This window comes from Flavonifractor sp. AGMB03687 (genome assembly GCF_017811815.1).
GTDB lineage: Bacteria > Bacillota > Clostridia > Oscillospirales > Oscillospiraceae > Flavonifractor.
Map to the genome: position 1 here is coordinate 117181 of NZ_JADKZI010000001.1, position 19178 is coordinate 136358.

The 19178-nt window shown below is 66.0% G+C and carries 21 protein-coding genes and 1 riboswitch; all 21 genes read left to right on the forward strand.

What is annotated here, in order from left to right:
- The 21 genes from cobK to cobA all read left to right on the forward strand — a co-directional run bounded on the left by cobK (nucleotide 1) and on the right by cobA (nucleotide 19177).
- Complete coding sequence (gene cobK, locus J9789_RS00530; RefSeq protein WP_209341270.1) at nucleotides 1-744, forward strand: precorrin-6A reductase; 744 nt, start codon at nucleotides 1-3, stop codon at nucleotides 742-744.
- On the forward strand, nucleotides 741-1934 hold the full coding sequence (gene cbiE, locus J9789_RS00535) for a precorrin-6y C5,15-methyltransferase (decarboxylating) subunit CbiE (protein ID WP_209341272.1): 1194 nt from the start codon (nucleotides 741-743) through the stop codon (nucleotides 1932-1934). The genes cobK and cbiE overlap by 4 nt, the downstream gene beginning before the upstream one ends.
- Nucleotides 1931-3298 carry a cobyrinate a,c-diamide synthase gene (locus J9789_RS00540; protein WP_209341274.1) on the forward strand — a complete coding sequence of 456 codons (1368 nt, stop codon included), beginning with the start codon at nucleotides 1931-1933 and terminating at the stop codon, nucleotides 3296-3298. The genes cbiE and J9789_RS00540 overlap by 4 nt, the downstream gene beginning before the upstream one ends.
- Nucleotides 3295-4353: a nicotinate-nucleotide--dimethylbenzimidazole phosphoribosyltransferase gene (cobT, locus tag J9789_RS00545; RefSeq protein WP_209341276.1), complete on the forward strand. Its 1059-nt coding sequence runs from the start codon at nucleotides 3295-3297 to the stop codon at nucleotides 4351-4353. Before J9789_RS00540 ends, cobT begins: the two co-directional genes overlap by 4 nt.
- Nucleotides 4354-4394: 41 nt before the next feature.
- Nucleotides 4395-4916: a bifunctional adenosylcobinamide kinase/adenosylcobinamide-phosphate guanylyltransferase gene (locus J9789_RS00550; protein ID WP_209341278.1), complete on the forward strand. Its 522-nt coding sequence runs from the start codon at nucleotides 4395-4397 to the stop codon at nucleotides 4914-4916.
- Nucleotides 4913-5680: an adenosylcobinamide-GDP ribazoletransferase gene (locus J9789_RS00555; RefSeq protein WP_209341280.1), complete on the forward strand. Its 768-nt coding sequence runs from the start codon at nucleotides 4913-4915 to the stop codon at nucleotides 5678-5680. The genes J9789_RS00550 and J9789_RS00555 overlap by 4 nt, the downstream gene beginning before the upstream one ends.
- Nucleotides 5677-6033, forward strand: coding sequence for a bifunctional adenosylcobinamide kinase/adenosylcobinamide-phosphate guanylyltransferase (locus tag J9789_RS00560; RefSeq protein WP_209341282.1), 357 nt, complete (start codon nucleotides 5677-5679; stop codon nucleotides 6031-6033). Before J9789_RS00555 ends, J9789_RS00560 begins: the two co-directional genes overlap by 4 nt.
- Nucleotides 6024-6620 (forward strand): histidine phosphatase family protein, encoded by a 597-nt coding sequence (locus J9789_RS00565; protein ID WP_209341284.1) that lies wholly within the window; start codon nucleotides 6024-6026, stop codon nucleotides 6618-6620. The genes J9789_RS00560 and J9789_RS00565 overlap by 10 nt, the downstream gene beginning before the upstream one ends.
- Nucleotides 6617-7594: an adenosylcobinamide-phosphate synthase CbiB gene (cbiB, locus tag J9789_RS00570; protein ID WP_209341285.1), complete on the forward strand. Its 978-nt coding sequence runs from the start codon at nucleotides 6617-6619 to the stop codon at nucleotides 7592-7594. Before J9789_RS00565 ends, cbiB begins: the two co-directional genes overlap by 4 nt.
- A gap of 39 nt (nucleotides 7595-7633) precedes the next feature.
- Nucleotides 7634-8689 (forward strand): threonine-phosphate decarboxylase CobD, encoded by a 1056-nt coding sequence (gene cobD / locus J9789_RS00575; protein WP_209341286.1) that lies wholly within the window; start codon nucleotides 7634-7636, stop codon nucleotides 8687-8689.
- Complete coding sequence (locus J9789_RS00580; protein WP_209341287.1) at nucleotides 8689-10185, forward strand: cobyric acid synthase; 1497 nt, start codon at nucleotides 8689-8691, stop codon at nucleotides 10183-10185. The genes cobD and J9789_RS00580 overlap by 1 nt, the downstream gene beginning before the upstream one ends.
- A 3-nt stretch (nucleotides 10186-10188) precedes the next feature.
- Nucleotides 10189-10836, forward strand: a complete 648-nt coding sequence (locus J9789_RS00585; RefSeq protein WP_209341289.1) for a precorrin-8X methylmutase — start codon at nucleotides 10189-10191, stop codon at nucleotides 10834-10836.
- 5 nt (nucleotides 10837-10841) lie between these two features.
- Nucleotides 10842-11627 carry a sirohydrochlorin cobaltochelatase gene (locus J9789_RS00590; RefSeq protein ID WP_209341291.1) on the forward strand — a complete coding sequence of 262 codons (786 nt, stop codon included), beginning with the start codon at nucleotides 10842-10844 and terminating at the stop codon, nucleotides 11625-11627.
- A riboswitch (cobalamin riboswitch) is annotated at nucleotides 11603-11799 on the forward strand. (Overlaps the previous gene by 25 nt.)
- Nucleotides 11800-11898: 99 nt before the next feature.
- Nucleotides 11899-12552: an energy-coupling factor ABC transporter permease gene (locus J9789_RS00595; protein WP_245185017.1), complete on the forward strand. Its 654-nt coding sequence runs from the start codon at nucleotides 11899-11901 to the stop codon at nucleotides 12550-12552.
- Between the two features lie 13 nt (nucleotides 12553-12565).
- The gene (locus tag J9789_RS00600) at nucleotides 12566-12862 is read left to right on the forward strand and encodes an energy-coupling factor ABC transporter substrate-binding protein (RefSeq protein ID WP_209341295.1); all 297 of its coding nucleotides are present in this window, start codon (nucleotides 12566-12568) and stop codon (nucleotides 12860-12862) included.
- Nucleotides 12863-12864: 2 nt separating this feature from the next.
- Nucleotides 12865-13644, forward strand: a complete 780-nt coding sequence (cbiQ, locus tag J9789_RS00605; protein WP_209341297.1) for a cobalt ECF transporter T component CbiQ — start codon at nucleotides 12865-12867, stop codon at nucleotides 13642-13644.
- On the forward strand, nucleotides 13641-14489 hold the full coding sequence (locus J9789_RS00610) for an ATP-binding cassette domain-containing protein (protein ID WP_209341299.1): 849 nt from the start codon (nucleotides 13641-13643) through the stop codon (nucleotides 14487-14489). Before cbiQ ends, J9789_RS00610 begins: the two co-directional genes overlap by 4 nt.
- The gene (cobI, locus tag J9789_RS00615) at nucleotides 14486-15178 is read left to right on the forward strand and encodes a precorrin-2 C(20)-methyltransferase (RefSeq protein WP_209341301.1); all 693 of its coding nucleotides are present in this window, start codon (nucleotides 14486-14488) and stop codon (nucleotides 15176-15178) included. The genes J9789_RS00610 and cobI overlap by 4 nt, the downstream gene beginning before the upstream one ends.
- Nucleotides 15175-16821, forward strand: coding sequence for an NAD(P)-dependent oxidoreductase (locus J9789_RS00620; RefSeq protein WP_348633609.1), 1647 nt, complete (start codon nucleotides 15175-15177; stop codon nucleotides 16819-16821). The genes cobI and J9789_RS00620 overlap by 4 nt, the downstream gene beginning before the upstream one ends.
- Nucleotides 16818-17708: a hydroxymethylbilane synthase gene (hemC, locus tag J9789_RS00625; RefSeq protein ID WP_209341303.1), complete on the forward strand. Its 891-nt coding sequence runs from the start codon at nucleotides 16818-16820 to the stop codon at nucleotides 17706-17708. The genes J9789_RS00620 and hemC overlap by 4 nt, the downstream gene beginning before the upstream one ends.
- Complete coding sequence (gene cobA / locus J9789_RS00630) at nucleotides 17693-19177, forward strand: uroporphyrinogen-III C-methyltransferase (protein WP_209341306.1); 1485 nt, start codon at nucleotides 17693-17695, stop codon at nucleotides 19175-19177. Before hemC ends, cobA begins: the two co-directional genes overlap by 16 nt.
- Nucleotide 19178 lies beyond the last annotated feature (1 nt).

A 19178-nucleotide genomic window follows, 5' to 3' on the forward strand; every position in this document is an offset into this window, starting at 1 on the left:
ATGAACATCCTGCTCTTCGGCGGCACCGGCGAGGGGAGAGAGCTGGCCCAGTGGCTGCTGGATCAGCAGATCCCCACTCTGGTGTGCGTGGCCACCGAGTACGGCGAGACCCTCCTGCCTCCTGAGGCGGAGGCCCATGTGGGTCGGCTGGACCGGCAGGGGATGGAGAAGCTGATGGCCTCCCGTCCCTTCACCCACGTGGTGGACGCCACCCACCCTTACGCCGTGGAGGTGACCGCCAACATCAAGGCGGCGGCGGAAGGGGCCGGTCTGCCCCTCCTGCGGCTGGTGCGCCAGTCCGACGGGGAGGACCTGTGCCACAAGGCGGGGGACATGGCCGGAGCAGCGTACATGCTGGAGCAGCTGCCGGGCAACGTGCTGCTCACCACCGGCAGCAAGGAGCTGGACGCCTTTGCCAAGCCCGGCCTGGTGGAGCGGTGCTATCCCCGGGTGCTGCCTATGGCGGACTCCCTGGACCGCTGCCTGAAGCTGGGCTTTCCGCCCAAAAACATCATCTGCATGCAGGGCCCCTTCTCCAAGGAGCTGAATGTGGCCCTGCTGAAGCAATATCACATCAAGACTCTGGTGACCAAGGACACCGGGGGCTACGGCGGGTTCCGGGAGAAGGCGGAGGCCGCCCGTGAGGCGGGCTGCGCGCTGCTGGTGGTGGAGCGGCCCCGGGCCGAGACCGGCCTGACCCTGGAGGAATGTAAGGAGAAGCTGCTGGAGGAGGGAGAAGCATGAAAGTCTATCTCGTCGGCATGGGCATGGGCGCCCCCGAGACCATGACGGTGTGGGCGCTGGAGGCCGTCAAGGAGTGCTCCACCCTGGTGGGCGCCCCCCGGCTGCTGGAGCGCTTCCAGGAGAGCCACACCTGCGTCCCCCTCATCGCCGGGAATGATATCGCCGAATACATCGAACAGCAGCAGGAGGGCCCCATCGGGGTGCTCCTGTCCGGGGACACCGGCTTCTACAGCGGAGCCAAAAAGCTGTGGACCCTGCTGGGCAACCACCAGGTGGTCACCATCCCCGGCATCTCCTCCCTCAGCTACTTCTGTGCCAAGCTGCACACCAGCTGGCAGGACGTGAAGATCGTCAGCGCCCACGGCCGCAGCCACAATGTGGTGGGGGAGATCCAGCGCAACAGCCGGACCTTCGCCCTCACCGGCGGGGCCACCAAGGCGGAGGACATCTGCAAGGAGCTGACCCGGCGGGGCCTGGGCAACGTCACCGTCTCGGTGGGAGAGCGGCTGAGCTACCCCGACGAGCGGGTGGTCACCGGCACCGCGGCGGAGCTGGCGGAGCAGTCCTTTGCCGACCTGTCGGTGGTGCTGGCTGAGAACCCCGACCCGGTGGTGCGGCCCTTCAACTCCCCCGGCCTGCCCGACGGAGCCTTCCTCCGGGGGGACGTGCCCATGACCAAGGAGGAGGTGCGTACCCTGGCCATCTCCAAGCTGCGGCTGGAGGAGCACCATGTGGTGTGGGATGTGGGCGCCGGTACCGGCTCGGTATCGGTGGAGTGCGCCCTGGCCTGCCCCGCCGGGCAGGTGTACGCCGTGGAAAAGAAAGAGGAGGCCCTGGCCCTGCTGGCGGAGAATAAGGCCCGGTTCCACACCAACAATCTGGTGATGGTGCCCGGCACCGCCCCGGCGGCCCTCCAGGACCTGCCTGCCCCTGACCGGGTCTTTCTGGGTGGCACCTCCGGCGAGCTGGAGGAGATTCTGAACATCATCTTCCGGAAAAATCCTGCCGCCCGGGTGGTGTGTACCGCCGTCACCCTGGAGACGGTGGCTGAGGCCGCCCGGCTCTTCGCCCCTCTGGAGGGGGCGGATATGGTGCAGATGGCCGCCACCCGCACCCGTAAGGCGGGCCGGTATCACCTGATGGACGCCCAGAATCCGGTGTGGATCTTCTCCGGGGAGGGACGGCCATGAGTACCCCACGGCTGCTGCTATGCGCCCCCGCCAGCGGAGGGGGTAAGACCACCGTCACCTGCGCCCTTTTGCAGGCCCTGATGGATCGAAACCTGAATCCCGTGGCCTTTAAATGCGGCCCGGACTACATCGACCCCATGTTCCACAGCAAGGTCATCGGGGCCAAGAGCCGCAACCTGGACCTGTTCTTCCTGGGGGAGGACCGCACCCGGTCCCTGCTGGAGCAGAACAGCGTGGGGTCCGGCCTGGCCCTCATCGAGGGAGTCATGGGCTACTACGACGGCATCGCCATGAGCCATGAGGCCAGCGCCTACCACCTGACCAAAGCCACATCCACCCCGGCGGTGCTGGTGGTGGACGGCCGGGGAAGCGCCCTCACCCTGTCCGCCGTGGTCCACGGCCTGAAAAACTTCCGGCCGGACAGCGGCATTCAGGGTGTGATTTTAAACCGGGTGTCCCCCATGCTCTACCCCCGGCTGAAGGAGTGTATCGAGGGGGAGACCGGCGTTACCGTGTACGGCTTCCTGCCCAGCCTGCCCGACTGCGCGCTGGAGAGCCGCCACCTGGGCCTGGTCACCGCCGACGAGGTGGCGGGACTGAAGGAAAAGCTGAAAAAGCTGGCCGCCCAGGCGGAGCAGACCATTGACCTGGACGGCCTGCTGGCCCTGGCCGCCTCCGCCCCTGACCTGAACGCCGGACCTCTGGCTCTGCCGGAGCTGGTGGAGGGAGCGCCGGTGATTGCCGTGGCTCGTGACAAGGCCTTCTGCTTCTATTATGCCGATGGCCTGGAGCTGTTGGAGAAGCTGGGGGCTAAGCTGGTGGAGTTCTCCCCCCTGAAGGACCAGGCCCTGCCGGAAGGTACCTGCGGACTCTACCTGGGGGGCGGCTACCCGGAGCTGCTGGCGGAGCAGCTCAGTCAAAACACCGCCATGTTGTCCGCCATCCGGAACGCGGTGGCGGGCGGCCTGCCCACCGTGGCCGAGTGCGGCGGCTTCCTCTACCTCCATGAGAGGCTGGAGGATACCAATGGAACAGACTGGCCCATGGCGGGCGTCATTCCCGGCCGGGCCTGGAATACCGGTAAGCTGGGCCGGTTCGGCTATGTGACCCTTACCGCCCGGACCGACGGCCTGCTGTGCGGGGCGGGAGAAGAACTGCCCGCCCACGAGTTCCACTACTGGGACAGCCAGCAGCCCGGCGACCGCTTCCGGGCACAAAAGCCTTTGAGCAACCGTGGCTGGGACTGCGGCGTCCATACCCCTACCCTGTACGCCGGCTTCCCCCACTTTCATTTCTGCGCCAAACCCGATATGGCCCGTAATTTCGTGGCGGCGGCCCGCCGCTACAAGGAGGAATCGCTATGACACTGGAAGAAGTGGTCCGTTCCATTATCCCCGCCGATCAGAACGCGGCGGCACAGGCCAAGGCCCGCTGGGACTCCATCGCCAAGCCCCTGGGCAGCCTGGGCGCTCTGGAGAGCGCGGTGATCCGCATGGCGGCCATCACCGGCACCCCCGATGTGGACATCTCCAAGCGGGCGGTGGTGGTGATGTGCGCCGACAACGGCGTGGTGGCCGACGGAGTCACCCAGACCGGGCAGGAGGTCACCGCCATTGTGGCGGAAAACATGTCCACCGGTGACACCAGTGTCTGCGCCATGGGCCGGGCCGCCGGGGTGGAGATCGTGCCGGTGGATATCGGCGTGGCCAACCCACTCCACGGTGAGCGGATCCTGCAGAAGAACATCCGCCGGGGTACCGCCAACCTGTCCCAGGGTCCTGCCATGACCCGGGAGGAGGCCGAGCGGGCTGTGCTGGTGGGTGTGGAAGTGGCCCGGGACCTGTGCGCCAACGGCGTCAAGCTGCTGGGCACCGGCGAGATGGGCATTGGCAACACCACCACTTCCTCCGCCGTGGCTTCGGTGTTTTTGAACAAGGAGCCCGAGGTCATGACCGGCCGGGGCGCCGGTCTGTCCAGTGAAGGCCTGGTGCGGAAAATCCACGCCATCGAGCGGGGCATCGCGGTGAACCAGCCCGACTCCAACGATCCCATGGACGTGCTCCATAAAGTGGGCGGCCTGGATCTGGCGGGCCTGGCGGGCGTGTTCCTGGGCGGCGCTCTGTGCCATGTGCCGGTGCTGGTGGACGGCTTCATCTCCTCGGTGGCCGCCCTTATCGCCGCCCGCATCTGCCCCACCTGCAAGGATTACATGCTGGGTTCCCACGCCTCCGACGAGCCCGCCAGCAAGCTGGTGCTGGGCGAGCTGGGCCTGGAGCCCTTCCTCTACGCCGGTATGCGGCTGGGTGAGGGCACCGGCGCGGTGGCGGTAATGCCCCTGCTGGACATGGGCCTGGCGGTGTATCGGGAGATGACCACCTTTGAGGCCGCGGATATTGAGGCCTATCAACCGTTGACCTAAGAGCCGGATACCGAACGGCTTCCATGAAAGGAGGAATCACCATGTTAATCCTGGTTTCCGGCGGCTCGGCCAGCGGGAAGTCGGAATTTGCCGAGGGCCTGGTGACCTCCTCCGGCCTGGAAAAGAGGATCTACCTGGCCACCATGCAGGTGTGGGACGCCGAAAGTGTCCGCCGGGTGGAGCGCCACCGGCAGATGCGGGCCGGGAAGGGCTTTGAGACGGTGGAGTGCCCCACCGGTCTGGCGGACGCCGTTCTGCCCACCGGCTGTGCCGTGCTGCTGGAGGACCTGTCCAACCTGTGCGCCAACGAGTACTTTTCCCCCGACGGAAAGGATGACGCTCTGGAACGGGTGCTCTCCGGCATCTGCAAGGCGGCGGAGCAGGCAGAGCTGCTGGTGGTGGTCACCAACGAGCTCTTCTCCGACGGAATGGATTACGACCCCGTCACTCTGGACTATTTGTCGGTGCTGGGGGAGCTGAATCGCCGGGTAGCCGCCCTGGCGGGACAGGTTTACGAAGTGGTGTGCAGCATCCCCGTGGCGTGGAAAGGAGAACGTGCGTGAAAAGTCTCATCATTGCCTTTGCCATGTACTCCAAGGTCCCCATGCCAAGGGTAGACTGGGAGAAGAAGGCTCTGTCCTGGGCCCTGTGCTGGTTCCCCCTGGTGGGGGCGGTCATCGGCGCGGTGCTGTACGGCTGGATGGCCCTGGCACGGTATCTGGGCTTCGGCCCCCTCTTCTTCGCCGCCTTCGCCCTGCTCATCCCTATCGCCCTCAGCGGCGGCATCCATCTGGACGGCTTCTGCGATACCTGCGACGCCCTGTCCTCTCACCAGACCAGGGAGCGCAAGCTGGAAATTTTGAAGGACTCCCACACCGGGGCCTTCGCCATCATTTGCTGCGGCCTCTACCTGCTGGTGTTCTTCGCCTGCTGGAGTGAGGTGGCGGCGGCGGGACGGGCCGCCCTGGTACTGGCGTTGGGGCCGGTGCTCTCCCGCAGCCTGTCGGGCCTCTTTGCCGTCACCCTGCCCAACGCCCGGGGTACCGGTCTGCTGGCCACCTTTACCGACACTATGGACACCGCCAAGGCCCGTGGCGTCATGGTGATCTGGGTGGTGGCCTGCGTGGCCGTCCTGCTGTGGCTGGACCTGTGGACCGGCGGCGCCGCCCTGCTGGGGGCGGGACTGGCCTGCCTGTACTATCGGGTCATGAGCCAGCGGCAGTTTGGGGGCGTTACCGGCGATCTGGCCGGATTCTTCCTCCAGATCTGCGAGCTGGCTATGGTGCTGATGGTGGCTGTGGTCCAGAAGATCGAGGTGTTGGTATGATACTCATTATCGGCGGCGCGGGCCAGGGCAAGCTGGACTACGTGCTGCAAAAAACGGGATATACCCCCGACCAGGTGGCCCATACCCCGGAGGAGGCCAAAACCAAGCCGATCTTTGACGATCTGGAGCAGTGGCCCCACCTGGACGAGGAGGAGCTGCTGACCGCCAACCCCAACCTGATCCTCATCTGCGATGAGGTGGGCTGCGGCGTGGTGCCCATCGACCCGGACCAGCGGGCCTGGCGGGAGGACGTGGGGCGGCTGTGCTGCCGTCTGGCCAAGCGGGCGGAGCGGGTGGAGCGCATTTTCTGCGGCCTGCCCATGCCCCTGAAAGGAGACAAACCATGGAACTGATCCTCATCCGTCATGGAACCACCCAGGGCAACCTGGAAAAGCGCTTTGTGGGTACCCTGGATGTACCGCTCACCCCCCAGGGGGAGGAGCTGGCCCGTAAAGTGGGGCCCACTCTGCCCCGTGTGGAGCACATCTACCGCTCCCCTCTGATGCGGTGCCGTCAGACGGCGGAGCTGCTGTGGCCGGGGGTGGAGACCACCGTGATCGAAGAGCTGCGGGAGACCGACTTCGGCCCCTTTGAGGGGAAAAACCACGAGGAGCTGAAGGACGATCCCTTGTATCAGGCCTGGATCGGCCAGCCCGGTACCCACCTGAACTTTGCGGCCATGCCGGTGGGCGAGACCGCCGAGCAGGTGGTGGAGCGGGTGTCCATCGGCCTCGGGAAGCTGGCCAAGGACGCCGCCACCCGGGGCTTTGAACGGGTGGGCGTGGTGTCCCACGGCGGGGCGCTGATGGGCCTGCTGTCCAAATATGGCCGCCCAGAGCGGGAGTATTACGGCTGGATGTGCCCCAACTGCGGCGGCTTCCGTATGGCGCTGGACCCGGACACCCTGGAGCTGACGGTACTGGAGGAATATAAGGGATGAGTTGGTGGATCAGTCATCTGACGGCGCTGCTCATTGGCTTCTGCCTGGACCTGCTGCTGGGGGACCCCCACTGGGCCCCCCACCCGGTGCGGGCCATCGGCGCCCTCATCTCCGTGCTGGAGAAGGGCCTGCGGAAGATCTTCCCCAAGTCCCACGGCGGTGAGCTGGCAGGGGGTGTGGTGCTGGTGCTTCTCACCCTGTTCATCCCCACCGGCCTGACGGTGCTGCTGCTGTGGGCCTGCTGGCAGGTGAGCCCCTGGCTGGCCCTGGCGGTGGAGAGCGTGGTGAGCTACCAGCTGCTGGCCACCAAGTCTCTGGCCGCTGAGAGCCGGAAGGTGTACGACGCCCTGAAGACCGGGGACCTGGACAAGGCCCGGTATGCCGTCTCCATGATCGTGGGCCGGGACACCGACCGGCTGGACGAGGCGGGGGTGACCAAGGCGGCTGTGGAGACGGTGGCGGAGAACGCCTCCGACGGCGTTATCGCCCCCCTCATCTTCCTGGCCATCGGCGGCGCGCCCCTGGGTATGTTCTATAAGGCGGCCAATACCATGGATTCCATGGTGGGTTATAAAAATGACAAATACCTCTACTTTGGCCGGGCGGCGGCCAAGTGGGACGATGTGCTCAACTTCCTGCCCGCCCGCATCTCCGGTGTGCTCATGTGCCTGGGGGCTGCGGCGGCGGGGTATGACGGGAAGAATGCCTGGCGCATCTTCCTGCGGGACCGGAAAAAGCACAAGTCCCCTAACTCCGCCCACACCGAGGCGGCCTGTGCCGGCGCCCTCCAGCTTCAGCTGGCGGGCCCCAACTGGTACTTCGGCAAGCTGGTGGAAAAGCCCACCATCGGGGATGACCAGCGGCCTCCGGAGCCCCTGGATATCCTGCGCTCGGGCCGGGTTCTGTACGCCACCGCCTTTTTCGCCCTGCTGCTCTTCTGCGGGGTACCTCTGTTGATTTTATTGTTCCCCTGAGGGCAAAGGCCCGCAAGGGCCACGAAAAGGAGCGTTGTTATGCCAGTCTACACCCACGGCGGGGATATCCTCACCGCCCAGGCCGCCTATGGCGGGGAGGTCCTGGACTTTTCCGCCAACCTGAACCCCCTGGGGATGCCTGCCCCGGTGGCCGAGGCGGTCCGGCAGGCGGCGGACCAGTCGGCCCGCTACCCGGACCCTCTATGCCGGGACCTGCGGCGGGCCATCGCCGCCCACGACGGAGTGGGGGAGGAGCAGGTGGTGTGCGGCAACGGAGCCGCCGACCTGATCTTCCGATTGGTGTTTGCGCTGAAACCGAAAAAGGCCCTGGTCACCGCACCCGCCTTCTCCGAGTATGAGGAGGCCGTGACCTGCGTGGGCTGCGAGGTGGCCCGGTATGCCCTGGACCAGAGCAGGAACTTCGACCTGGATGCTGGCTTCGTGGATGCCATCGGACCGGACACCGACCTGGTGTTCCTGTGTACCCCCAACAACCCCACCGGGCGGCTGATCGATGAGGAACTGCTGGAAAAAGTGGTGAAGCAGTGCGGCGCTGTGGGCGCGGTGCTGGTGGTGGACGAGTGCTTCCTGCCTCTGGCCACCGGCGGGCCGGGGCTGGCTCCCTGGCTGGCCCACCACCCCCATCTGGTGCTGCTGCGGGCCTTCACCAAGAGCTACGCCATGGCGGGTCTGCGGCTGGGCTACTGCCTGACGGCCAACGAGGGCCTGCGGGAGCAGCTGGGCAGGTTCGCCCAGCCCTGGAGCGTGTCCACCCCCGCCCAGGCGGCAGGTGTGGCCGCCCTCACCGGCTGCCCCCACTGGCCGGAGGAGGGCAGGCGCTTTGTGGAGGAGGCCCGGCCCGGTCTGGCCGCCGGTCTGACGGCGGCGGGCTGTACCGTGATCCCCGGGCAGGCCAACTATCTCCTGTTTCAGCTGCCCGGTGTCACTGATCTGAAAGAGAAACTGCTGGAGCGGGGCGTCCTGATCCGTTCCTGCTCCAACTACCACGGCCTGGGCCCCGACTGGTATCGGGTGTGCGTCCGGGGCAAAGAAGAAAACCGGCGGCTGCTGGCCGCCCTCAGCGAGGTGCAGTGATGGCAAAGGCAATTATGATCCAGGGTACCGCCTCCAACGCCGGCAAGTCTCTGCTGGCGGCGGGGCTGTGCCGCATCTTCAAGCAGGACGGCTACAAAGTGGCCCCCTTCAAGTCCCAGAACATGGCCCTCAACTCCGCCATCACCCCTGACGGGCTGGAGATGGGCCGGGCCCAGGTCATGCAGGCCGAGGCGGCAGGAGTGGCCCCTGATGTGCGGATGAACCCCATCCTCCTGAAACCCACCAGTGATGTGGGCTCCCAGGTCATCGTAAATGGGATACCACGGGGCACGATGAAAGCCGGAGATTACTTCAAGTATAAGAAAAACCTGATTCCCGACGTGATGGAGGCCTATTCCTCTCTGGCAGAGGAGTATGATATCATCGTCATTGAGGGGGCGGGCAGCCCGGCGGAGATCAACCTGAAAGAGGACGATCTGGTCAATATGGGCATGGCCCGCATGGCCCACGCCCCTGTGCTGCTGTGCGGCGACATCGACCGGGGCGGCGTGTTTGCCTCCCTCTACGGCACGGTGAAGCTGCTGGACCCCGAGGAGCAGGACCTGATAAAGGGCCTTATCATCAATAAGTTCCGGGGAGATGTGGACATCCTCCGCCCCGGCCTGACCCAGCTGGAGGAGCTGGCGGGCAAGCCGGTGCTGGGCGTGGTGCCCATGCTGGAGGTGGACGTGGACGACGAGGACTCCCTGTCTGCCCGTTTGTCCAGATTCGGTAAAGTGGGCCTGGTGGACATCGCGGTGATCCGCCTGCCCCGGCTCAGTAATTTTACCGACTTTAACCCTCTGGAGCGGATGGAGGAGGTCTCTCTCCGCTATGTGGGGAGCGTGGGGGAGCTGGGCCACCCCGACCTCATCATCCTGCCCGGCACAAAGAACACCATGGACGACCTGCGTTGGCTGCGGCAGAGCGGCCTGGAGGGCGCCATTCTGAAGCACGCCGCCAAGGGCGGCGCTGTGGTGGGTATCTGTGGTGGCTATCAGATGCTGGGCGACACCGTCTCCGACCCCGACGGGGTGGAGGGAGGCGGCACCCTGGCGGGATTGGGCCTACTGCCTGCCAAGACCGTTTTCCAAGGGGAGAAGACCCGCACCCGGGTGACCGGGACCTTTGCAGCTGCCGAGGGCATTTTCTCTGGCCTGGCAGGAGCAGCCTTTGAGGGCTATGAGATCCACATGGGCAAGACGGAGAGCGCCGCCGCCCCGTTGGTGCAGTTTGCCACCCAGACCGGGGAGGAGCACACCGACGGCCTCAGCGACGGCAACGTGTGGGGCTGCTACGTCCACGGCATCTTTGACAAGGCCGGCGTGGCCGAGGCCCTGGTGAACGCCCTGATGAAGGCCAAGGGCCTGGAGGGCCAGGCCGCCAGCGTGGACTGGCAGGAGTATGCCCAGCGGCAGTACGACAAACTGGCGGACGGTTTGCGCGCCAGTCTGGACATGGAGCGGATCTACCGCATCCTGAACGGGGAGGAATGACCCATGAAAAAAATCGAGTTGCAGCGGGTGGCTCCCGCTGATATTGAGGCCAGAAGCATGGAGATCATCGGCCAGGAGCTGGGCGACCGGGTATTTCCCGCTGACCAGCTGCCGGTGATCAAGCGGGTGATCCACACCAGCGCCGACTTCGACTATGCCGACAACCTGGTGTTCTCTTCCGACGCGGTGGCGGCGGGCATCGCCGCCATCAAGGGGGGCTGCACCATCGTCACCGACACCCAGATGGCCTTCTCCGGCGTCAATAAGCGTGTGCTGGAGAAGTTCGGCGGCAAGGCGGTGTGTTTCATGTCCGACCCGGACGTGGCCGCTGAGGCCAAGGAGCGGGGGGAGACCCGGGCCACCGTGTCCATGGAGCGGGCCGCTCAGCTGGAGGGCCCTCTGGTGCTGGCCATCGGCAATGCCCCCACCGCTTTGGTGCGGGCCTGCGAGCTCATTGAGGAAGGAAAGATGGCCCCCGCCCTGGTCATCGGCGTGCCGGTGGGCTTCGTCAACGTGGTGGAGAGCAAGGAGCTGCTTCTCACCATGGATACCCCCCACATCGTGGCCCGGGGCCGCAAGGGCGGCAGCAACGTGGCCGCCGCCATCTGCAATGCCCTGCTCTACCAGGCCAGCAACAACGTACGGGAGTGAAGGATATGAATACACAAGCCCTTCTGGCGGTGTCCTTCGGCACCAGCCACCGGGACACCCTGGAAAAGACTATCGCCGCCATCGAGAAGGCCCTGGCCGCTGCCTTTCCGGAGCGCACCCTGCGCCGTGCCTTCACCAGTGGTATGATTCTGCGGAAGCTGGAAAAAGAGGGCACCCACATCGACGACGTGCCCGCCGCCCTGGAGAGGCTGGCGGCGGAGGGGTACACCGACGTGTTGGTCCAGCCCACCCACATCATGAACGGCGACGAGTACGACAAGATGATGGACCTGGCCGCCCCCTTTGCGGGGAAGTTTGAGAAGCTGACCTTCGGCCGCCCCCTGCTCACCGAGACCGGGGACTATCTGGACGCGGTACAGGCTCTGCTTCAGGACCTGCCGGAGCGGGAGGAGGGCAAGGCCATCCTCTACATGGGCCACGGCACCGAGCACTTTGCCAACTCCTGCTACGCCCTGCTGGAGTATGTGTTCCACGACCTGGGCCGAAAGGACGTAGTCATCGGCACGGTGGAGGGCTATCCCGGCTTTGGAGAGGCGGTGCGCCGCATCCAGGAGCTGGGCGCTGCAAAGGTGGAGCTGCGGCCCCTGATGATCGTGGCGGGCGACCACGCCAAAAACGACCTGGCAGGCGATGAGGAGGACTCCTGGAAGTCCCTGCTGGAGCAGAAAGGCTACGCCGTCAACTGCGTGCTCCAGGGGCTGGGAGAGTTCCCCAGCATCCAGGCCCTTTTCGTCAAGCACGCCGGAGAGGCCCGGCAGCTCCAGGCCTGAGGCCTGTTTTGAATAGAGGGCCGGGAAAAGGGAAGCCGGGTGCAATTCCCGCGCAGTCCCGCTGCCGTAAGAGAAGAGCCGCCGGGCACCATGTCACTGGGGTCACCTGGGAAGACGCGCGGCGGCAGAGAGACTCAAGCCGGAAAACCTTGCCCGGCCCGGCAATCCAAACCGCCTACGAGTGATAGGAAAGGATGAAACAAGTATGAGAAATCTGACTGCCAACAAAACCGTCCGCGCCGCGGCGGTGCTGGTGGGGCTGCTGGGTCTGATGACCATGAGCGCCTCCGCCATGCACATTGCCGAGGGCATGCTGCCGGTAAACTGGGCCATTGGTTGGGGGGCGGTGTGTGTGCCCTTCCTGGTGGCCGGCTTCTTCTCCATCAAGAAGAAGATCGACCAGGCCCCCCGGGCCAAGATCCTGCTGGCCATGTGCGGCGCCTTTGCCTTCGTGCTGTCGGCCCTGAAGATCCCTTCGGTGTCCGGCTCCTGCTCCCACCCCACCGGTGTGGGCCTGGGCGCCATCCTGTTCGGGCCCCTGGTAATGACCGTGCTGGGCCTCATCGTGCTGCTCTTCCAGGCCCTGCTGCTGGCCCACGGCGGCCTGACCACCCTGGGTGCCAACACCTTCTCCATGGCCATCGCCGGACCCATCGTGTCCTGGCTGGTCTACAAGCTGCTGCGGAAGGCCAAGGCCCCCGCTGCCGTGGCGGTGTTTGCCGCCGCCGCCCTGGGGGACCTGTTCACCTATGTGGTCACCTCCCTCCAGCTGGCGGTGGTCAACGGCGGCCTGGTGAAGTTCCTCACCATTTTCGCCGTGACCCAGGTTCCCCTGGCCATTGCCGAGGGCCTGCTCACCGTGGTCATCTTCAACGTGCTGGAGAAGTACAGCAAGACCGAGCTCCAAGAGCTGCAGGTCCTGTAAGGAGGGTATCGGTATGAAGGTTTGGCAGAAAAATTTGATTTTGATCCTGCTGGTGGTGCTCATTGCCGCCGTGCCCCTGTGGCTGCTGCCCAACGCAGAGTTCGGCGGGGCGGACGGCCAGGCCGAGGAGGCCATTATGGAGCTCAACCCTGACTATGAGCCCTGGTTTGAGCCCATCCTGGAGCCCGCCAGCGGCGAGGTGGAGTCCCTGCTCTTCGCCCTCCAGGCCGCCATCGGCGCGGGGGTGGTAGGCTTCATTCTGGGCCGCATCACCAAGAAGAGCGACGGAAAAGAGAAAGGAACGAACTGACCATGGGTACCGACCGCTACGCCTACCAGTCCCGCCTGCGGCGGGTGTCCCCCATGCCTAAACTGCTGCTGACGGTGGTGACGCTGGTGGTGTGCCTGTGCTGCAGCAGCGTGGCGGTGGGCCTGTTTACCCTGGTTTTGATGGGGGTGCTCATCACCGCCCTGGGGGGCCTGTCCCCCAGGGTGTACCTCCACTTTCTCAAGGTGCCCCTGGTGTTTCTGGTCATTGGCTGCATCACCATCGTGGCGGGGTCCTACCCTGCTGGAACAGAGGTGGTGGCCGCCATCCCGGTAGGGGACCGGCTGTTGGGCTTTACCGCTGACGGCCTGCACCTGGGCGGGCAGATCTTCTGTAAGGCCATGGGCACCATCGGATGCATGTATTTTCTGGCCCTCAACACCCCGGTTACAGATTTGACCATGGCCATGGAGAAGCTCCATGTGCCCCGGCTGCTGGTGGAGCTGATGGAGCTCATCTACCGCTTCATCTTCGTGCTGGCGGAGACGGCCTCCAACATCCGTACCGCCCAGGATTCCCGGCTGGGCTATCAGGGCTTCCGCCGGTCGGTGTCCTCTCTGGGGATGCTGGCCTCCATGGTGTTCCTGCGGGCGTGGCGGAAGGCCGACCGCATCTATACCGCCCTGGAGTCCCGGGGCTATACCGGCAGCCTCACCACCCTGTCCGATGCTTACCGGCCGGGGTGGGGGCTGCTCCCCCTCACCGCCCTGGCGGCGGCGGGGCAGATCGCCATTTGGTTTGTGGAAGGGAGGCTGCTGCCGTGAAGGCCATCCAGGCAGAAGATCTGTGCTATACCTATGAGGACGGCACCGTAGCGCTGGACCATATCACCTTCGGGGCCGAAAAGGGCAAGGTCACCGGGATTCTGGGGGCCAACGGGGCGGGCAAGTCCACCCTGTTCCTCAGCCTCAACGGCGTACTTACCCCCAAAAGCGGCAGGGTACTGCTGGGAGGAGAGCCGGTGCGCTACGACAAAAAAGGCCTGCTGGAGCTGCGCCGCCGGGTGGGCATCGTGTTCCAGGACCCGGACGACCAGCTGTTCTCCGCCGATGTGTACCGGGACGTGTCCTTCGGCGGGGTGAACCTGGGCCTGCCGCCCGAGGAGGTCCGCCGCCGGGTGGAGGCCGCCCTGGAGCGTACCGGCGTGTCCCACCTGCGGGACAAACCTACCCACGCCCTGTCCTACGGGCAGAAAAAGCGGGTGGCCATCGCCGGTGTGCTGGTGATGGAGCCGGAGGTGCTCATCCTGGATGAGCCCACCGCCGGCCTGGACCCCCAGGGGGTCAGCGACATCATGAAGCTGCTCACCCGCCTGCGGGATGAGCTGGGCATGACGGTGCTCATCGCCACCCATGACATGGACATCGTGCCCCTGTACTGTGATCACACCTATCTGCTGGGGGGCGGTAAGGTCCTGATGGAGGGCACCCCGGAGGAGCTCTTTGCCGATCCCACGGCCCTGCGGGCCAACCATCTCCGCCTGCCCCGCATCGCCCACCTGATGGAGGTGCTGCGGGATGTGGACGGGCTGGATACCGACCGCTCCGCCGCTACCATCGGGGCGGCCCGGCGGGAGATCCTGCGCATGCTGAAGGAGGAAAGACCATGAGAGGAATGCTGTACGGCGTGGGGGTCGGCCCCGGGGACCCCGAGCTGATCACCAAAAAGGCGGAGCGCATCATCCGCCAGGCGGCGGTACTGGCCGTGCCCGACGCGGGCCGGGGAGAGAAGACCGCCCTCAATATCGTGGGGGAGCTGGCCCAGGGCAAGGAACTGCTCAACTGCGCCGCCCCCATGGTGCGGGACCATGCCGCCCTGGACGCGGCCTATGAGCGCAATGCCGACCTGGTGTGCGCCGCCCTGGATGCAGGCAAGGATGTGGCCTTTATCACCCTGGGCGACCCCACGGTGTACTCCACCTACCTCTACCTCCACAAGAAGATCCTGGAGCGGGGATATGAGGCCGAGATCATCCCCGGCGTGCCCTCCTTCTGCGCGGTGGCCGCCAAGCTGAACATGGCCCTGTGCGAGAAGAGCGAGCGGCTGCTCATCGTCCCCGCCTCCCATAAGGACGTGTCCGACTGCCTGGACCTGGACGCCAACCTGGTGTTCATGAAGGCGGGCAAGGAGATCGGCGCCCTGAAAAACACCCTGGAGGAGCACGGCCTGCTGGGTAAGGCCTCCCTGGTGGCCAACTGCGGCATGGAGGGTGAGCTGGTGTGCCCCCACTTTGCCGACCTGGAGGAGGGCAGCGGCTACTTCTCGGTGGTGCTGGTGAAAAAGGGGGAACAAGCGTGAATCTCATTATGACCGGCCTGGACTGGCACAAGGCTCCCATTGACCTGCGGGAGACGCTGTCCTTCACCCGGAATCAGGTCGTGGGGCTGGACCGGCGCATCAGGGACCGGGCCGGGGTGGAGGGCTGCGTGCTGCTGTCCACCTGCAACCGCACCGAGCTCTATCTGTCCTGTGCGGAGGGGCCTCTGCCCGACCCGGGGCGGCTGCTATGCGCCGCCGCCGGGGTGGACCACGCCCCCTTTGAGGCTGCCTTTGTCACCCGGACGGGGGAGGAGGCGGCCCGCCACCTGATGGAGGTGGCTGGCGGCCTGCGCTCCCAGATCTGGGGCGAGGATCAGATTGTCACTCAGGTAAAAGCGGCTGCCGCCGCCGCCCGGGAGGCGGGGACGGCGGACGGCGTGCTGGAGACTCTGTTCCGCAACGCCGCCGCCGCCGGCAAGGAGATCAAGACCCGGGTGCGTTTCATCGGGGTGCCCCGGTCGGCGGCCCGGTCCGCTGTGGACCGGCTGTCCGCCCATCTGGGGGGACTGAAGGGCCGCAAGGCTCTGGTCATCGGCAACGGAGAGATGGGCCGGCTGTCGGCCTCCCTTCTCCACGAGGCAGGATGCGCCGTTACCATCACCCTGCGCAGCTACCACCACGGGGAGACCGTGGTGCCCGCCGGCTGTGCCGTCACCCCCTACGAGGAGCGCTATCAGGCCATGGAGGGCATGGACCTGGTGCTCTCCGCCACCACCAGCCCTCACTACACCGTGACGGCCTGGGAACTGGCTGAGCTGTCCCATCCCCCTGTGGTGCTGGCCGACCTGGCCATCCCCCGGGACATCGAGCCCCAGGTGGCCACCCTGCCCGGCTTCACCCTCTACAATGTGGACGACCTGGGGGTGGACGCCAGCCGGGAGATTCCACCGGAGGCGGCAGAAATTGTGGAAAAGTATCTGGACCGGCTGAGCCAGTGGGAGAACTACCGCTCCTGCCTGCCCGGCCTGGAGCGGGTGAAGCAGGCGGTGGCCGCCCGTGTGCTGTCCACCGATCTGGAGGGCCCGGAGGCCCGGGAACTGGTGGAGCTGGCGGTGAGCCGGGCGGTGGACCTGCTGTCCGGCGGGCTGAAGGATAACCTGACTCCGGAGGACCTGGAGCGGTGCGCCGCCAAGATCGAGGTGCACACCGCCGCCCGGCCTCGGTGGAGCCTGCCGCCGGAAAAGCACTTCCGTTTTCCACTTTTCATCGACCTGGTGGGGAAAACTGCCGTGGTCATTGGCGGCGGCGTGGTAGCCTGCCGCCGGGCGGAGGTACTGGCCCGCTTCGGCGCGGAGGTCACCGTCATCGCCCCCAGGTGTAAACCTCTGGACGGGCGCATACAGTGGGAGGGACGGCCCTACGCTCCCGGCGATCTGGCGGGAGCTGCCATTGCGGTGGCCGCCACCGACGACCGGGCCGTCAACCGCGCCGTGGGGGAGGAGGCCCGCGCCCTGGGGATCCCGGTGAGCGTGGCCGACGCCCCGGAGGAATGTACCTTCTTTTTCCCCGCCATCTGCACTGGGGACAACATTGTGGCCGGAGTGGCCGGGCGGGGAGACGACCACGCCCGCACCGCCCGGGCCGCCAAGGCCATCCGGGCCGTACTGGAGGGATTGGAATGAAGACCATACGGTTGGGCAGCCGGGAGAGCAAGCTGGCTGTCATCCAGTCGGAGCTGGTGATGGAGGCCATCCGGGCCCATCATTCGGATATAGCGCTGGAGCTGGTGACCATGAAAACCACCGGCGACAAGATTCTGGACCGCACCCTGGACAAGATCGGTGGCAAGGGCCTCTTTGTGAAGGAACTGGACGCCGCCCTGCTGGACGGTCGGGTGGATCTGACGGTACACAGCTGCAAGGACCTGCCCATGGAGGAGGATCCGGCCATTCCCCTGGCGGGCTTCTCCAAGCGGGAGGACCCCCGGGACGTGCTGGTGCTCCCGGAGGGAGTGACCGAGCTGGACCCCGGCAAGCCCATCGGCTGCGCTTCCGCCCGGCGGACGGTGCAGCTCAAGGCCCTGTTCCCACACATGGAGGTGGCTCCGGTGCGGGGTAATGTGCTGACCCGGCTGCGCAAGCTGGACGAGGGCCAGTATTCCGCTTTGGTGTTGGCGGCTGCCGGTCTGAAGCGTCTGGGATTGGAAGGGCGCATCACCCGGTATTTCACCGTGGAGGAGATGATCCCGGCAGCAGGCCAGGGCATTATGGCCCTCCAGACCCGGGCCGGGGAGGATTTGAGCTATCTCAGCGGTGTGGTGGATGAGGAGGGCACCCTGTGTGCCCGGGCCGAGCGGGCCTTTGTCCGCAAGCTGGACGGGGGCTGCTCCTCGCCCATCGCCGCCCATGCCGTGCTGGAGGGGGAAAATATCACCCTCACCGGCCTCTATGTGGACGAGGCCGGGCAGGTGTTCCGGGACAAGATCTCCGGACCCAAGAAACAGGGGACCGCGCTGGCGGAGCAGCTGGCAAATTCCATGAAGGAGGGAAGCCCATGCCTGGTAAAGTGACATTGGTAGGAGCGGGCCCGGGCGATCCCGGCCTGCTGACCCGGAAGGGGCTGGAGGCCCTCCAGAAGGCGGAGGTGGTGGTGTATGACCGTCTGGTCAGCCCTGCCATCCTGGCCATGATGCCCGAGAAGGCCGAGCACATCGACGTGGGCAAGCAGGCTGCCCGCCACCCGGTGCCCCAGGACCAGATCAACCAGATCCTGCTGGACAAGGCCCTGGAGGGCAAGAACGTGGTGCGCCTCAAGGGCGGCGATCCTTTCCTGTTCGGCCGGGGCGGCGAGGAGCTGGAGCTGCTGGCCCAGCACGGCGTCTCCTTTGAGGAGGTGCCAGGCATTACCTCCGCCATTTCCGCCCCCGCCTACGGGGGCATCCCGGTGACCCACCGGGACTGCTGCTCCTCCCTCCACATCGTCACCGGCCATCAGCGGGCGGGGAAGGAGCTGGACATCGACTTTGAGGCCCTGGTGCGCACCAAGGGTACCCTGGTCTTTTTGATGGGTGTGTCCGCCCTGCCTCAGATCTGCAAGGGCCTGCTGGACGCGGGCATGGAGCCCCATATGCCCGCCGCCGTAGTGGAGCGGGGCACCACCACCGCCCAGCGGCGCATTTCCGCCACCCTGGGCACCCTGCCCGCCGTAGCGGAGGAGGCCAAGGTGGAGAGTCCCGCCGTTATCGTGGTGGGCAAGGTGTGCGCCCTGGCCGAGGATTTTGACTGGTTTGATAAGCTGCCTCTGAAGGGCAGACGGGTGGTAGTCACAAGGCCCCGGGAGCGGGCGGGTACCCTGTCTGCCCGGCTGCGTGCCCTGGGGGCCGATGTGTGGGAGTATCCCTGCATCGCCACCGTCCCCCTGGACCCCTGTCCTGCGGTGGATGAGGCTATGGAGCGGCTTTCCGGCTATGAGTGGCTGGCCCTCACCAGCCCTGCCGGGGTGGAGGCCCTGTGGCGGTGGCTGGAGGGCCACGGCAAGGACGCCCGTGCTCTGGGCGCGGTCAAGCTGGCCGCCATCGGTCCCGGCACCGCCCGAGCCCTGGCCGCCCACGGATTGAAGGCCGACTATGTGCCGGAGGTGTACGACGCCGCCCATCTGGGAGAGGGCCTGCCCGCCACCGGCAAGGTGCTGGCCCTCCGGGCGGAGGAGGGCTCCCCCGCCTTGACAGAGGGGCTGGCAAGGCGTAACATTGCCTGTGACGACGTGGCCAGCTACCGCACGGTGTATGAGAATCCCCGCTCCCAGGAGCTGCGGGAGGCGGTGGAGGGAACAGAGGGTCTGCTGGTGACCTTCACCTCCGCTTCTACCGTGAAGGGCTTCGTCTCCTCCATGGGAGAGGACGCCAACTTCTCCCGCATGGTGGGTATGTGCATCGGGGCCCAGACCGCCGCCGAAGCGCAGAAGTACAGCATTCCCGTGCGGGTGGCCCGTGAGGCCACCATGGACGCACTGGTGGAATTAATAACAGAAGGTGTTTGAT